This is a genomic window from Alkalinema pantanalense CENA528, from assembly GCF_050753345.1.
Taxonomy (GTDB): domain Bacteria; phylum Cyanobacteriota; class Cyanobacteriia; order Leptolyngbyales; family Leptolyngbyaceae; genus Alkalinema; species Alkalinema pantanalense.
The window spans coordinates 1-15,316 of record NZ_JBLZFX010000036.1; the positions used below are offsets into that span (position 1 = coordinate 1).

At 50.2% G+C, this 15,316-nt stretch carries 16 protein-coding genes; 7 read left to right on the forward strand and 9 right to left on the reverse strand.

The features are described 5' to 3' along the window. The 4 genes from ACN4EG_RS13405 to ACN4EG_RS13420 form a co-directional block, all read left to right on the forward strand. The coding region (locus ACN4EG_RS13405) for a transglutaminase family protein (protein ID WP_431630091.1) at positions 1 to 1,558 on the forward strand (1,558 nt) is incomplete at its 5' end. 709 nt (positions 1,559 to 2,267) lie between these two features. Next, a complete protein-coding gene (locus ACN4EG_RS13410) occupies positions 2,268 to 3,260 on the forward strand; it encodes a glycosyltransferase (RefSeq protein ID WP_431630092.1) in 993 nt (330 codons plus the stop codon). A gap of 281 nt (positions 3,261 to 3,541) precedes the next feature. Continuing rightward, positions 3,542 to 4,747 carry a glycosyltransferase family 4 protein gene (locus tag ACN4EG_RS13415; RefSeq protein ID WP_431630093.1) on the forward strand — a complete coding sequence of 402 codons (1,206 nt, stop codon included), beginning with the start codon at positions 3,542 to 3,544 and terminating at the stop codon, positions 4,745 to 4,747. Positions 4,748 to 4,807: 60 nt separating this feature from the next. Beyond that, complete coding sequence (locus ACN4EG_RS13420) at positions 4,808 to 5,623, forward strand: LPS biosynthesis glycosyltransferase (protein ID WP_431630095.1); 816 nt, start codon at positions 4,808 to 4,810, stop codon at positions 5,621 to 5,623. Between the two features lie 187 nt (positions 5,624 to 5,810). Here ACN4EG_RS13420 and ACN4EG_RS13425 read toward each other — a convergent pair whose 3' ends face one another. Then, positions 5,811 to 6,362, reverse strand: a complete 552-nt coding sequence (locus ACN4EG_RS13425; protein WP_431630097.1) for a hypothetical protein — start codon at positions 6,360 to 6,362, stop codon at positions 5,811 to 5,813. Positions 6,363 to 6,844: 482 nt separating this feature from the next. Continuing rightward, positions 6,845 to 7,234, reverse strand: coding sequence for a monooxygenase family protein (locus tag ACN4EG_RS13430; RefSeq protein WP_431630098.1), 390 nt, complete (start codon positions 7,232 to 7,234; stop codon positions 6,845 to 6,847). 420 nt (positions 7,235 to 7,654) lie between these two features. On the opposite strand from ACN4EG_RS13430, the gene ACN4EG_RS13435 reads away from it, so the two are divergent. Further along, on the forward strand, positions 7,655 to 8,908 hold the full coding sequence (locus ACN4EG_RS13435) for a dicarboxylate/amino acid:cation symporter (protein ID WP_431630099.1): 1,254 nt from the start codon (positions 7,655 to 7,657) through the stop codon (positions 8,906 to 8,908). Here the strand turns inward: ACN4EG_RS13435 and ACN4EG_RS13440 are convergent. The 4 genes from ACN4EG_RS13440 to ACN4EG_RS13455 all read right to left on the reverse strand — a co-directional run bounded on the left by ACN4EG_RS13440 (position 8,898) and on the right by ACN4EG_RS13455 (position 12,307). Beyond that, on the reverse strand, positions 8,898 to 9,407 hold the full coding sequence (locus ACN4EG_RS13440) for a type IV pilin-like G/H family protein (RefSeq protein WP_431630100.1): 510 nt from the start codon (positions 9,405 to 9,407) through the stop codon (positions 8,898 to 8,900). The two genes, ACN4EG_RS13435 and ACN4EG_RS13440, sit on opposite strands and share 11 nt — an antisense overlap. A 257-nt stretch (positions 9,408 to 9,664) precedes the next feature. Then, entirely contained in the window at positions 9,665 to 10,324 is a 660-nt protein-coding gene (clpP, locus tag ACN4EG_RS13445; protein ID WP_431630155.1) for an ATP-dependent Clp endopeptidase proteolytic subunit ClpP, read from the reverse strand. 51 nt (positions 10,325 to 10,375) lie between these two features. Further along, entirely contained in the window at positions 10,376 to 10,993 is a 618-nt protein-coding gene (locus ACN4EG_RS13450) for an L-threonylcarbamoyladenylate synthase (protein WP_431630101.1), read from the reverse strand. A gap of 471 nt (positions 10,994 to 11,464) precedes the next feature. Beyond that, positions 11,465 to 12,307 carry a class I SAM-dependent methyltransferase gene (locus ACN4EG_RS13455; protein WP_431630102.1) on the reverse strand — a complete coding sequence of 281 codons (843 nt, stop codon included), beginning with the start codon at positions 12,305 to 12,307 and terminating at the stop codon, positions 11,465 to 11,467. Positions 12,308 to 12,370: 63 nt separating this feature from the next. On the opposite strand from ACN4EG_RS13455, the gene ACN4EG_RS13460 reads away from it, so the two are divergent. Then, positions 12,371 to 13,090 carry a TIGR04282 family arsenosugar biosynthesis glycosyltransferase gene (locus ACN4EG_RS13460; protein WP_431630104.1) on the forward strand — a complete coding sequence of 240 codons (720 nt, stop codon included), beginning with the start codon at positions 12,371 to 12,373 and terminating at the stop codon, positions 13,088 to 13,090. Positions 13,091 to 13,374: 284 nt separating this feature from the next. Here ACN4EG_RS13460 and ACN4EG_RS13465 read toward each other — a convergent pair whose 3' ends face one another. The 3 genes from ACN4EG_RS13465 to ACN4EG_RS13475 form a co-directional block, all read right to left on the reverse strand. Then, a complete protein-coding gene (locus ACN4EG_RS13465) occupies positions 13,375 to 13,710 on the reverse strand; it encodes a carbon dioxide-concentrating mechanism protein CcmK (RefSeq protein WP_190573691.1) in 336 nt (111 codons plus the stop codon). A 23-nt stretch (positions 13,711 to 13,733) separates the two neighbouring features. Continuing rightward, on the reverse strand, positions 13,734 to 14,090 hold the full coding sequence (locus ACN4EG_RS13470) for a carbon dioxide-concentrating mechanism protein CcmK (RefSeq protein ID WP_190573690.1): 357 nt from the start codon (positions 14,088 to 14,090) through the stop codon (positions 13,734 to 13,736). Positions 14,091 to 14,159: 69 nt separating this feature from the next. Beyond that, a complete protein-coding gene (locus ACN4EG_RS13475) occupies positions 14,160 to 14,504 on the reverse strand; it encodes a carbon dioxide-concentrating mechanism protein CcmK (RefSeq protein WP_431630107.1) in 345 nt (114 codons plus the stop codon). Positions 14,505 to 14,729: 225 nt separating this feature from the next. Between ACN4EG_RS13475 and ACN4EG_RS13480 the strand changes: the two genes are divergently transcribed. Further along, entirely contained in the window at positions 14,730 to 15,281 is a 552-nt protein-coding gene (locus ACN4EG_RS13480) for a hypothetical protein (RefSeq protein WP_431630108.1), read from the forward strand. The last annotated feature ends 35 nt before the right edge of the window (positions 15,282 to 15,316 follow it).

Below are 15,316 nucleotides of genomic sequence, written 5' to 3' on the forward strand. Positions count from 1 at the left end.
CATCACCCTCCCACCCCACTCCACTCCACTTCCCACTCCCCCCAACACCATCCACCTCGCCCTCACCGCCGAAACCCACAACGGGTTCCTCCACCTCTTCCTGCCGCCCCTCTTCACGGCCAAAAGCTTTCTAGTTCTGGTTCACGCGATCGAAACCGCCGCTGCCCACCTCCAAAGCCCCATTCACCTCGCAGGCTACGCCCCCCCTAGCAACCAAGGCATCCAAGGCTTCCAAATCACCCCCGACCCCGGCGTTATCGAAGTCAACATCCACCCCGCCACCACCTGGGAAGAACTCATCCACATCAACCAAACCATCTACGAAACCGCCGCAGACTGTCGCCTCGGCACCTGCAAACAAGACTGGGACAACCACCCCATCAGCACCGGCGGCGGCGCACACATCACGATCGGTGGCCACCGTCCCGCCACCAGCCCCCTGTTGCGCCGCCCCGATCTCCTGCGCAGCATCCTCACCTACTGGCAACATCACCCCAGCCTCACCTACCTCTTCTCCGACCAGTTCGTCGGCTCCACCAGCCAAGCTCCCCGCAGCGATGAAGGCCGCCCCGACAACCTAGCCGAACTAGACATCGCCCTCCACCACCTCCAGCCAAACCTCGACCCTGCCGTGATGGATCATCTCCTCAGCCATCTCCTCACCGACCTAACTGGCAACACCCACCGCGCCGAACTCTGCATCGACAAACTCTTTCCCATCGCCAACCCCCGCAGCCAATTCGGCATCCTGGAATTTCGCAGCATTGCCATGCCCCAACACCACCAACTGCGATCGCTGCAAATGCTCCTCATCCGCGCCTGCATCGCCTGGTTCTGGCAACAGCCCTACACCAAACCCCTGATTCCCTGGGGCCATCAACTCCACGATCGCTTCCTCCTGCCCCACTTCCTAGAACAAGACCTAGACCACATTCTCCGTGACCTTCAGCAAGCCGGATTCAGCTTCGATCGCGACTGGTTCCAACCCTTCTTCCAATTCCGCTTCCCCCACTACGCCACCTTCACGATGACTGCTGGTCAGTCGGAAACTAGCACGCAACCCCAACGACTCAATCTCGAATTTCGCCGCGCGATCGAACCCTGGAAAGTCCTCGGTGATGCCAGCGGCGGCGGCACCTCCCGCCCCGTCGATATCTCCCTAGAACGGCTCCAAATCAAACTCACCAGCCCAGACCCTATCGACCCCGATCGCTACCACCTGTACTGCAACCACCACCCCATCCCCTTCCACCCCAGCGACACCCACACCCTCATCGCCGCCATCCGCTTCCGCGCCCGCAAAAACACCTGGCTCGACCATCCCGCCGTCTCATCTCACACACCCCTGCAATTTGATTTAATCGACACCCACACCCACCAACCGATGACCTACGGTCGGTCGAAGACCATCGCCCACTACTGCTACCAAACCTCCCCCGACGGCGTCCAAATTCACCCCACCGTCCCCACCCTCAAACCCCACCATTCATCCCAACCCAAAATTCACACCGGGAAGACTCTCACCCTCGATCTACGACGAATCAGTCATAAAGCCTAAAGGCTTACTAAATGGGCACTACAACACTTCTCACAACAATTGAATAACTAAAAGACAGATTGCTTAAAAGCCCGATCGAACAATCAAATCCCCCATCATCCAAACCAACAACCAGGCAACAACCAGACAACAAGCAATGCATCCCTTAAATCAAAATCTCACCATCTCATACAAGACCTATACAAGACTCAAAGCTAGTCTCAAATAAGACTCAAATAAAACAAAAGTCTCAAATAAGACTCATCTTGATTCTATTAATGAGTCTCAAAAGAGCGAACGAGACGAGATGAGACTGAATTTTAAACTGCAAAATTGAGCCGCAAAAACTTGTCCCTTGCGATCGTTTCGCGATCGTTTTTTCAGCAACGTCGATCGTGATGGCATGCGATCGCCATTTCCCTCCTTCAACAAGTCTCAAATACTCAAAATAGACTCGCCAAAAGACTCACTTCGAGACTCAATCTATTCATATTAGACTAATTATCTCAAAGAAGACTCAATATAAGACCTAGATCAAGTCTTATATAAGACAATGCGACAAATTAAATCTTGAGATCTTATAAGAGTCTCTCTATAAGACTTAAAGTGAGTCCTAAACAAGATAATGAGATGGGATTTTCCACCATCCACCACTGACACCCCAAAAGCATTTACAACAATCCCCATCCCCGGTATCGTACAAACCGAGTTCATCCACCCCAGTCCCACCATGAGAAAGCTCTACTTCCTCCTCCCCGGCACCAGCGGCAAATTTGCCTGCGGAGGACTGTGGGCCGAACTCAAAACCCTGCAATTCGCCCAACAGATTTGCCCCGCCCAAGTCGTCACCTACCGCCAACGGGAACCCCAACACCTCTTCCTCGACGACCTTTTGCAACAACCCCACCACCCCGACAGCATCTTCGTCATCAGTTGGGGCTTCGACATCCCAAAGCTCATCCGCAAACTGCACGGCAACCCCATCCTCTACCACGCCCACAGCGCCGGATACAACTTCCGCCTACCCGCCCACATCCCGATCGTCACCGTCAGCCGCAACACCCTCGGCTACTGGGGCCAACACGCCCCCCACTCCCCCATCTATTACCTACCGAACCAAATCTCCGACAACTTCCAAAACCGCCACCAACCCCGCGACATCGACGTCCTCGTCCAAGCCCGCAAATCCTCCACCTACCTGCTCAAGCAACTCATCCCAGCCCTGCAAAAACAGTGCCGCGTCGAAATTGTGGACTACTACGTCGAAGACCTCTCCATCCTCTTCAACCGCAGCAAAGTCTACCTCTACGACTCCGCCGAATACTGGGCCCAACGCAACGTCACCGAAGGCTTTGGCCTCCAACCCCTAGAAGCCATGGCCTGCGGTTGTCACGTTTTTTCCAGCGTCAACCACGGCCTCTCCGACTACCTCGACCCCGGCTTCAATAGCCAAAAAATCGCTAGCTACTCCACCCACTACGATCGCGATCGCATCCTGCAAACCCTCAACCAACCCCCGATCGAACTTCCGTCCCACTTCCTAGCCGAATACCGCACTGAAAACATCCTCTCCCGCCTCCAGCACATTCTTACTGAAGTCAATACTTTCTTTGATTACATGCAACAGTCCCCTAGCGACATCGCACCCCTCACCCCCAGCCGCATCACCCAACTCCGCCTGCAGAGCTTTTTACAAAAGTTACAGAAAAAGTTAAAACACTAAATTATTAACATCAAAAAAACAGTATAAAAAACAGATTTTTACAGTCAGATATACAGTTAAGAAACTGCTCTAGAAATTGATTAGACAGTTTCTTAATCACCTTACAAACTAACCAACAACAATCATTGGTTCATCAGAGATTCATAAACTCATCCTAAAAAATAAAAATTTATCCTACATGGGAATCCACACACCTTCCGGGGAACACTAAGCCAACCTGAGCCTGTACCACCCATTCTCAGGTCATTTCCCCTGAACCATTCGCCGAGACAGTTGGTGCCATGCATATTCTTGTCCTTGAGAAAGAACCCACCTCCCGCCGAGGAGGCCAAGAACGCAGCCTCTTTGAACTGTCCCGACAACTGCATCAACGGGGGCATCAGATCAGCCTGCTCTACACCCAATCCGGCGATCTTCTCTCTCAATATCAAACCTTCTGTCAATACACCCTCTCCATCACCGCCCTATCCCTTTCCCGTCACCGGCCCCTGCAAACCTTCCTCAACCTTCCCCGCGACCTCAATCGCGCCAAAGCCCTCATTACCCCCAACGAACCTACGCTAATCTACACCAATCAGATCTACGACATTCCCTTCGCAGGGCTGCTGTCCCAATTGACTCAGCTGCCCCTCGTTTGTCACCTCCGCCTACCCGCCCCCGACAAACTTGACTTGCAACGATCGCACTACCTCTCCGCCGTCCATCAATTCATCACCGTCTCCCAACACACCAAACAAACCTGGTTGCAAAAACCCTGGTTCCAACGCTCCGGCCAAACCGCCGCAATTGATGTCGTCTACAACAGCATCGATACCCAATATTTCAGTCCTGCGGCCCCCCAAAATCCATCCCCACGCCAGCAATTACAACAACAGTGGAATATTCCCGCCGATCACACCCTCCTAGGCTACGCAGGCCGTCTCGATCGCCGCAAGGGACTGGAAAACCTGCTCCACGGCTTTGCTAAATTCCACGCCACCCAGCCCAAAACCACCCTCCTAATTGCCGGGAAACCCCTTCTCGATCGACCCGACTATCTCAAAGAACTCCAAGTCCTCACCCAAACCCTCAACATCCAAACCAACGTTCGCTTCCTAGGACACCTCTCCGATACCCAGAGCCTCTACCAAGCCAGTGATCTCGTCATCATCCCCAGCATCTGGCCCGAACCCTTCGGTCGCGTCATCATCGAAGCCATGGCCTGTGGCACCCCCGTCATCGCCAGCCACACCGGCGGCATCCCGGAAATTCTCACCGGGGAATTCGCCCAAGCCCTCTTTCCCCCCCGCAACCCCGCCGCCATCGCCGATCGCATCCAGCACGTCCTAGCCTGGAAACAATCAGACCCCCTCCTCTCCCAACGCTGTCGCCAACACGTCCAAACCCACTTCAGCCTACCAACCAACATCACCCAAATTGAAGCGATCTTCCAGCAGACAATCTCTCCCCAAAAACTCCTCATGCCCCCGCTTCCCATCTCGTCCTAACCCTCCCTACCCTCCTACCCCACTCCCGTCTCCTCAATCCCTACCCAGTTCACTTCCACCATGTCCACCCTCAGCCAAACCATTGCCAAAACCTTCATCATCGCCCACCGCGAAGACACCCAAACCCTTACCCAGTTCCTAACCCAGGAAAACCTCAACCCCGAAGTCTGTCGCCAAGCCCCAGACCCCAACCTGGCTGATGCTTCTCCCAGTTACCGTTGCCTCCTCAATCATCGCAGCACCTGGGAAAAAATCCTCTACCTCGATCGCCCCGCCCTGATCATCGAAGCCGACTTTGTTCCCGTGCAGGGCATTGGCCAACTCCCCCTACCCTGCCCGATCGATCTCTCAAACACAGGCGTTGCATGGCTCTACACCTGCGCGCCGCAAATTTACACCGTTTCCCCCGAAGGCTACGCGGAAGGATTTTCCGTCTCCACCGTCGCCTACCTCGTCACCCCGATCGCCGCCCAACACCTTATCACCCTCGCCGATCGTATTCACAACAACCATGGCCCTCAGCTATACACCTCCTGGGACTCCCAAATCGAAGAAACCCTCCGCAAACAAGGACTAAAAAACTACGTCGCCTTCCGTAACTACGGAGAACACGGCGGACGCCCCAACCTTGAGCATCGCAACCACGGCCTCAGCACCGCCCACCGCGCCGACATCCTCTATGGTCGCCTTGCCTTCCGTCCACCCTACGCCCAAAATACCTTCGACCTCCTGCTAACCCGCAGCCAAGCCCGCCTAAAAGGACTTCTGCGCCTGTTATCCGGTCGTTACCTGCGCGTCCCCGTCCTTCGCCGCTCCAGCATCCCCCTCCGCCTCCTCCGTTTTGCCCTTCAACGACAATTTACCTTAACGCTGTAAATGCAGAGAGATTGGTTCACGCCAAAAAATATAAGCAGCAATTGACACTGATTGCTCCTAACAATGGTTTTTCCGAACAATCAAAAAGGATGAAGAATAATCAGGATTTGTCGAAAGCTTTGTAGCAGAAACCCACCAGCTTAAGGTTATTTTTCTCTTACATCAGGGCACACCCCCTATAGGCTTCCTAATGACTCACCAACCTTAAGCAAATTTTTTTTGCATTACACCCGGTCTTCACCTCACTACTTATGGTTTCATAAACAACTTCTGCATAATCCGGATGGCTAGTATCAAGAATCTGCACAGTCGAATCGGAAGCGAACAGCGAGTTCAGTCTGAAGATTATGACTTCCTGCCGTTGGCTCTCCATATCTTTATGACTACGAAAAACTAAAGATTTTTTAGTGGGATCAAACTGAAAGTTATCAAGGTTTTTTAAGTCATGGTAAAAAGCATTTCCAGACTCTGCTTTCGTATAGGAAACCCGAAATGATTTCAACTCCTCTTTCTCCACCTCTTTACCCACCTGAGTTACATCAAAACTGAATGTGCCTTCTACCACACCACCTTTATCTCTCCAACCTGAAAAGTTCTCCAGACGGAAGGTGTAACTGTCCCCTATCGCCGCCTGGGACGTTAATAGTGTCAAACTCAAGGTCGTCACCAAGACTACGGAGTTCATTAGCATTCTTCTCATGACAATGCCCTCCTCTTGAGGCTGTTGCCGCAAATGCAAGAATGTTACACCTCTAGTGTGGCAAAACCATCCATGATACCTGATGTCTTTTACAGTCTCTTTTCTAAAATTAATCTTTTGTCATTTAATTCACAACATTCAGCATCAAGATTTGACGTTGAGTATTGCTCCAGACAAGGAGGAATGGTACACGGGGCTTTGATTTTACATCAGTAGCCTACTTCAATAGAGATCGCAGTAAAAGACTTTTCAAAGTTATTTTGATGAGCTGTTGAGCAAGCATATGGCCTACATGGAGATAACGATCATCCAACTATCGCCCCTGTACTGCGATCTCTGCATACCATGAAGGGAGACATGCCAACTCTACCATCAAAACTAGCTTAAAATTCTACGCCATTCCTTTAAACGGCCCTTTTTCACCTAATCTTCATACAACAAGTTTTCCCAAACAAAACCGATCGACGCGGGAACAACTTAACCATGCCAATTGACAATTTCAACGACAACTCCAACAAGTGTCACGACACACCATACACGATCGCCATTCCCTGGGGTTCATGACTATACTTGCCACTTTTTTCTGGCTGATAGGTTTCATTGTAGAGACACAGGCTATGGGGATGACGCTGGGTAAACTGCACCATCTCCCGGTGGGCCGCCCCTCGGAAAAACCCCATTAACTGTTCCTCAGACTCCCAATAACTCACCATAATCACTTCCTTCGGGCTGCAAATTCCCGCCTTCACTTGCAGACAGCCCGCAGCCTGGGACGTCGATCGATAAATGGAATTTAAATTGCGCCAAAACCATAAGAATCCCGCCCGATCGCGAGCAATCATCCCATTGACAAACACCACCGCTTCAGGACGCTCCGGCAAGGCCGCCTGATAGAGCTTATATTTCAGCATGGCAATCTTTCTAGATAAAAAATACTCAATAAATTGAGTATGTCAACCAGTGTATACTCAACAAATTGAGTATGTCAACCCGATCGTGCCCTACCTTCCTAACCAAACTTGCAGCAGCAACCAACGAGAAGGCATAAAATCAGACCCCTATGCCCCCAACTGCACTATCAGATGGTCAATCTCGTACTTCAGAATCACTAGCTTCTTAAAGTAATTAACATTACGTTGTACAGACTGTACTGCTCAGCATTCCCTCTAGACTATCTCTACCGTCTTCCCATCAAGATCACAGTAAGATCACAGTAAGATCACAGTCGCAGCAAAATTGCGCCTATAGATAGCTATTTAACTTGACAAAAAACTGTAGACTACAGATTTCCCGTCTGCCATCTTGCGACGATCGGACGATCGTGAGTTCCTATGAATCTTTCTACCCTTATCCTACTAGCGCTAGGACTCGGCATTGCCTTTGGCGCAACCCTCCACGAAGTGCTTCCCACCTGGGTCATCCCCCTAGACCACTACTGCCTTGCCCCCTTGGGACAAGCCTTTCTGCGGCTGATCCAATTCGTCGTCGTTCCGATCGTCTTTTCCTCCCTCATCCTCGGGCTCACCCGCGTCCAAAATGCCGCCCAAGTAGGACGCTACACCGCCAAACTCCTACTGAGCTACTTCCTGACCAGCACGATCGCCGTCGCCCTAGGCATGGGTACCGCCGCCGTCCTACAACCGGGTACAGGCATGACTAGCCTCACCTTAGAAGCAGTCAACACCAGCACCACCGCCCCCAATTTGATTGACTGGATGGTCAGCCTCATTCCTACCAATCCATTGCAAGCCCTCAGCAGTAGCAACCTCTTGCAAACAATCATTTCCGGCGCATTAATCGGCATTGGCATTCAACAAGCAGGTGAACAAGCCAAGCCCTTTGTTGCCTTTGTCGAAAGTATTTATACCATTAGCGAGAAAATCCTATTTTTCATTCTCTATTTAGCACCCATCGGCGTTTTTTCCCTTATGAGTTCTGTCATTGCCATTCAGGGTTTCGGAATTTTAACTCGACTGTTAACCTACATGGTTGGCACAGTATTGGCGATCGGACTAATGATCGGGGTTTATGGATTGTTGTTAGGAATGATTCAGGGCAGACCCATTCACTTCTTTCGCAGCTTTTTTCCCACCCTTTCCCTCGCCTTTGGAACCGCCAGTTCCAACGCAGCCCTACCCATCGCCCTCAAAGATGCCCAGGAAACCTACGGTCTTTCCGCCTCGATCGCCAGCTTTGCCATTCCCCTCGGCACAGCCCTGAAACGAGATGGCATGGCAATTGGGCAGGGATTTAATGCCCTCTTTGTTGCACAGTTATACGATATCCCCATCACAGCTAGCCTTCTATCCGCGATCGCCCTGAGCACCTTACTCGTATCCTTTAGTACCGCAGGTGTGCCCGGTGCAGGCATTGTCATGATGACAACGGTCTTAACCGCAGCAGGTTTACCCGTAGAGGGAGTCGCGATCGTGGCAGGCATCGATCGTTTAATGGACAGCTTTCATACCATTTTAAATGTGGTTGGCAATACAGCAAATGCCATCATTCTAGAACGCTGGGAACAAGACAGTACAAAGGATTCAGTGATTGAGTCTATATCTTCTGTCCCTGACCCTATGGAATAACCACCCCGTTAACTTTAACACTGCCAGAACCACAGGTTTTTCCATCAATAGGTCGATCGATCGATTGAGTCCCAGGCGTTTCTGCCTCACAGATAATGGTTTCGACAGTTTTTTTACCATTGATCTTTCCTTCAATGAAAACTCCTCCCACGTAACTTTTTAGATTTTCTTTCCTAGAAAAGGCATAACTGAATGCACGGGGAAAAGCCGACTCCAAATCAACAGTTTGACAAACCAAGATATACAACCAATCCTGCTGAAAACATTTTTCCCGCTCAAAGCTAGAGATCAGCTTTTTATCGGTTAACAATAAATATTGTTGAGTTTGATTAATCTGGTGAATCCGAGCATTTGCCCATTGGTGATTACGGAGGACTGGATTGAGGCAAATGCTAGACGGACAATTATTGTTCACCAGGACGAAATAGATGACTAGCAATGCAATCCCTAAGATTCCCAACCCCAACCCCAATCTTTTTTTAACTTGATTTGACTGCACAGTTTCCTGAATGCCGAAGAGGCGTAATCGATCGAAAAGAAAGAAGTCATAGAACCGCTATAACGACCTAGATTACTAACAAACTAGCGGCCCAAGCAATTCGTAATTTGAAGTTCCTGGAAGTAGCCTTAGACACCCGTAGGCACAATCGATCGCCATAACACCAATCTTCAGAACAAAATCCCCACGCCGAGACTTAAAACTCAGGTGAGGATTTACGAGATATTTACGAGATATTTAGACGATCGGGTGAAAGCCTATTGAACTAAGGTGGGTTGAGAAGCCGAAGGTTGCCGACGAATCACTTGATCGATCAGCCCATACGTCTTCGCCTCCTCAGCAGACATAAAGAAGTCGCGCTCAGTATCTTCTTGAATTTTGGACAGGGGCTGCCCAGTGTGACCTGCCAAGAGTTCGTTGAGGCGAGACTTGATATAAAGGATTTCCTTAGCCTGGATTTCGATATCAGTCGCCTGACCTTGGGCACCACCGAGGGGTTGGTGAATCATGATCCGCGAGTGGGGCAAGCTCATGCGCTTCCCAGGGGTTCCGGCACTGAGCAGGAAGGCTCCCATGCTAGCTGCAAAGCCCACGCAGATAGTACAAACATCCGGGCGCAGTTGCTTCATGGTGTCGTAGATGCCCATGCCTGCGGAGACAGACCCACCCGGGGAATTGATGTAGAGGTAGATGTCTTTTTCGGGATCCTCAGACTCTAGAAACAGCAGTTGCGCCACAATCAGGTTGGCGACTTCTGCATCTACGGCGGAACCGAGGAAGACAATGCGTTCGCGCAACAGACGCGAGTAAATGTCAAAGGCGCGTTCCCCGCGACCGGATTGTTCAATTACGGTTGGAATCATAGCGTCTCTCTCGCGATCGTTGAACTGTTCTCTATTGTAGCGAGGGAGGGGAATTTGGGGGTATGAAGGAATGCGGGATTCCCGATCCTACGGAGAGAAGGGGGACTAGGGCTGGGTTGGCAGGACAATCGCGCCTTGGCGTAGGACTTCCCAAGTAGTGCCTGTCCAACGAATGACCGTAGAGGGGATGCCGGAAGCCGTGAGATCAGCAGGGGTCGCTTGCAGTTCCCCAAGGGCTTCTGGAGACGGCAGAAAGACTTCAGGAAATTCCTGGGTGATCGTCGCCAGATCCAGTAGAGCCGGTTGACCAGATTTATTGACACTCGTGGTAGCCAGGGGGCCAGACTGGCGCAGAATCGCACGGGCGATCGCATTATCGGGCACTCGCACCCCGATCGTGCCAGGGCTACGGGGATTCATCTGCGGGGGCACACGATCGCTAGCGGGTAGCACCAGGGTGAGGGCACCAGGAAAGTAATGCTCCATTGTTTGCTGCCAAGTCGCGCGATCGGTATCGGAACCTTGCACATAGGGCCAGAGGTCATCAATCTCGCCTGCCATCAGGATCAAAGGCTTGTCAAAGCTCCGTTCCTTAGCTTGGTAGATCAAAGAAGCCGCTTCAGGTTTGGCGGCGAGAGCGGGAACGGTATCCGTGGGAAAGCTGATCAGGTGTTGACCCGATCGGGCAGCTTCTAGGAAAGTGGCAAGAGAGGCTAGGGGCATGGGAAGACAATATCAATGAATAATCTTGAAGAAATTCATTGTAGCGAACACTAGAGGTTATTTTAGATAAATAATTTCAACGGTTAATCATGATTTGAGTTGATAATTACAAAAACTCAAGATCTGAAAATAAGAATAGCTTTGTTCATAAATTACATTCAAACAACAAATTATTTATCTGAGATAGTCACTCAATCAGTATATTTTGAAGAATTTGATTATAGTAACGCAAGTACAATACAAAGAACTTCAACTAAGCAAACAGTAACATCTAAGACAAGCAAAAGATATAAATTTAGAAATTTACTAAAAAATAGGTAACGGTAGATAATATTTTCTAGTGTTTAACACTCTAGCTCACAGAACTATTATTCTGGGTAGAGTTCAGAAATTTGGTTGCGAATTGCTGATGTAACGCGATGGTGCTTGGAATCATACTGTACATATGGCTGATGCATCATAAGGGTTGATTTAGCCGATGAGCTTTCTTTTAACTTTTTTGAGCAAAGTCAATACATCATTTTTTATGGTGGGATGGGATGAAGATTCAAGAGTTGCAGGGGCTACAGCGGTTAATGGAGTAACAGGCGGTAAATCCTGGTTGACGGGAACCACTGGAGCGTGACAAGAGTGGGGGTAAATAGTGTCAAATAAACCTTTCTGAGATTGATAGATTACCAACTCATCAGTTCGTTTTTGCGGCAACATTTTGGCAACGGCTAGGCCGCCATACATCGATCGGGGTTCCGCCGTATCAAAGGGCTCGTAATGATAAACACCGGGAATAAAGTCGATTTCAACGTAATGGATATATTCACACTGCTGCCAGTCTGCGGCTAGGATACCCTGACGGCAGGGAGGATGAAAGCTATCGTGGAAAACAATGTATAACGGTTGAGTCGGAACGTATTGCAGGACAGCATTAATATCTCGACGAACGCCTTCGGTGGAGTGATCGCCATCAATGAGAACAAAGTTAAGGACTTCATTATTCTGTTGAATCTGTTGCAAGAGTTGGGGGAGGAGATCTTGTGAGCTTCCTGTTAGAAATTCGACATTGCTGAAGTGTGGACTCAGTTGAGCTTTGCAGTCGGGAGATATGTCGATCGAGTAGACCTTTTGGGCTTTACGTGAAATAACTTGTAGGCTTCCCCCTTGATAGGTACCAATCTCAATGGCAACATCGGGTTTGGCCGCATCCAGCAGAGAGGCGAGGGCATATCGTTCGCAGCGGGTCATTTGCCAATGGAGGGCAAGGTCGTCAAAGAGAAAGGTGGGAGCGCAGGGATTGGATGCAATCATACTTGCAGTCATATAAAGTTAGCTGGAATGAAGACGCAGGGCTATTCTATCAGGCACAATACCGGAAAGGGGCATTTGAGCCAGTTTAATCCTAAGGTTAACGATGAGGCTATGGAGGCATTGAACTTGGAAAAGCAACGGGGGCGCTTAGTAGTGTTTACCAAGTATCCAACAGCAGGAGCCGTTAAAACTCGCTTAATTCCTGCCCTAGGGGCAGAGGGGGCCACAAAATTACATCAACGGTTAGCGGAATACACGATCGCCCAAGCCCAGGAATTTCTCCAAGCCAGAAAGAATATTGACGTTGATCTAGAAATTCGATTTGCGGGCAGCGATCGCCAGGAAATGGCAGACTGGCTAGGGACAGAATATCGTTATGTCCCCCAAGGAGCCGGAGATTTGGGAGATCGGATGGCCCGATCGATCACCGAGAGTTTTGCCCAAGGATACTCCTTCATCGTTCTGATTGGAACAGATTGCCCTGCCATCACCCCAGATCTACTATCAAATACCTTTTCTAAGCTATCAACCGCTGATGTTGTAATTGGCCCAGCTCGTGATGGAGGCTACTATCTCATTGGTATTCATCAAAGAATTAATGATAGCTTTTCTAGGCTATTTCAAAATATTCAATGGAGTACTAGCAAAGTTTTACTTCAAACATTAGAAATTGCCAGTCGATTTCTATTTAAAACGGAACAATTACCTATACTTTCTGACATCGATCGACCTGAAGATTTACAATACCTTCCCAAATCAATCATTCAATCATCTAACTCAGATATTTTTCATTGACAATGGTATTAGCAAAGTTGCTAAAAAAGTTGCTACGAAAGTTATTATAAAAGTTGCTACAAATGTTTTGCAGCCATAGTCAAAATTGTTAGCAGATCAGAATTTTTAGTCGCTGGTAAAGGTGATCGATCGGCAAAAAACAAATCCCCCATTGCTTTGCGACAGTCTTCGCCAAGCAACAGGGAACCTGAGAAAAAATTGGAAGAAAATAGGAGAAATATCAGAACTATTCTCAAATTCTCTCTGAAACAGCATCACCAACTCATTGAAAGAGATCGGCCATCCTAAAACGTCCCAAACCCCTCCACATTCCGCCGGAAACCTTCCACCTTATCGTTGTACTTAATACTCAAAACCGCCTCCACATTCTCATGGGGACGGGGAATCACCACCCAAGTCACCAAATGGGCACCCGGCGTATTCTGAGCCGCCTCGACCCCCGCTTCCATGGCCCGCGCCACCTCCGACACATCCCCTCGGATGTTAATCGTAAACCGTGCACTCCCGGCCCGCACATAGCTCACCAGCGTCACCCGGCCCGCCTTCACCATCGCATCGGACGCAGCCAGTACCCCCGGCCACCCGATCGTCTCCAAAGACCCAACAGCTTTTTGGCTCATGATTGATTTAACTCCAGCCCCGCTTAAGACGATTGCTGCTGACTCTGCCGAATCAGACTGTAGCCATTCACCGCCTGCCGGAACTCTTCCACCGCCTCGGTGTACTCAATATCCATCACCGCTTCCACATTCTCGTGGGGCCGGGGAATAATCACCCAAGTTTCCAACACGCCACCAGGAGTCGTTTCAACCGCAGCAATGCCCGCTTCCATGGCCCGCTTCACTTCCGACACGTCGCCCCGAATATTGACCGCAAACCGGGCACTTCCCGCCTTGACATAGCTCACCAACGTCACCCGACCCGCCTTAATCATCGCATCCGCCGCAGCGAGAATAGCGGGAAAACCCTTCGTCTCCAGTGATCCAACGGCCTGAGGCATAACCAACTCCTAAAAAGATCCTTCCAATTCAGCATTCCAGTCAAAATCCCGCGTCTCAAATCCGTAGACTTAAATGCGGAAAGGTTCAGCAGCAGCCGTATAGAAAATCGGCAACACTGCCTCAATATTATCCGGGGGATTGGGGATGATTACATGGGTTACCACTTCCGCATCACCGGGCATCTTCTCCACCGTTTCCAGCCCCGCCTCGATCGCCGATCGCACCTCCGAAATAGGCCCCCGAATCGAGACCATATAGCGACCGCTGGCACAGCTTTCGTAGTTGACCAACGCCACCCGACCTGCCTTCAGCATCGCATCCGACGCTGCCAACACAGCCGGATAACCCACAGTTTCAATCATTCCAACGGCCATTGCCATGAGACGACGCTCCCGCGCAACGATAGATTGCAAGGTACAGTTTTACCTGCAATAGATCAATATATCGCGAATAGTCACGATCGATAGCGAGTCCTTATGTTTTCGTTTCTGAACAATGGCATAAGCAAATATTAAGTCTCTGCCGGGTGAACGGAGATTTCCCCATCTGCTGGTGTAGATCAAAGTGGGGTAGCTGGGTAACTGGGTAGCTGGGTAGCTGAGCAATAAAGCCCCCTGTCAATTTTTTGGAGTTATTCTATGCGTCAGGCTTTCGTGGGAACGATCGTGGGTCTCAGTCTTTTACCCGTAGGAATCGCGATCGCCCAGCCCCCTAAACAGCCACTCAAATTAACTGAAGCCTCCCAAGTGGGCACCAACGGCCTCGGCCCGGTACTGGTGGGAATGACCGTTGCAGAAGCTGAAAAAGCTGCCGGACGGAAATTCAACACCGACAAAGAAGGCCCCAACGGAATTGCCTGCCTCTACAGCCAACCCCAAGGGCTACCCGGTGTAGGATTCATGGTGGTGGATGGAAGAATTGCCCGCATTGACGTTTGGAGCAACCGCAAAATCACAACCTTTCGCGGCGCAAAAATCGGCGACAGCGAAGCCCGGATCAAACAACTCTACGGCAAGCAAATCCAAGTCCAGCAGCACGAATATGACCCCAAAGGTCATTACCTAGTCTTCGTACCCAAGGACAAAGCCGATCGCAACTTCCGCGTTGTCTTTGAAACCGACGGTCAAAAAGTCACCCGCTTTCGATCGGGCAAACTCCCAGAAGTCGAATACGTCGAAGGCTGCGCCTAACCCACATCTCTAAACACCTCTACCCTCCCACCCTC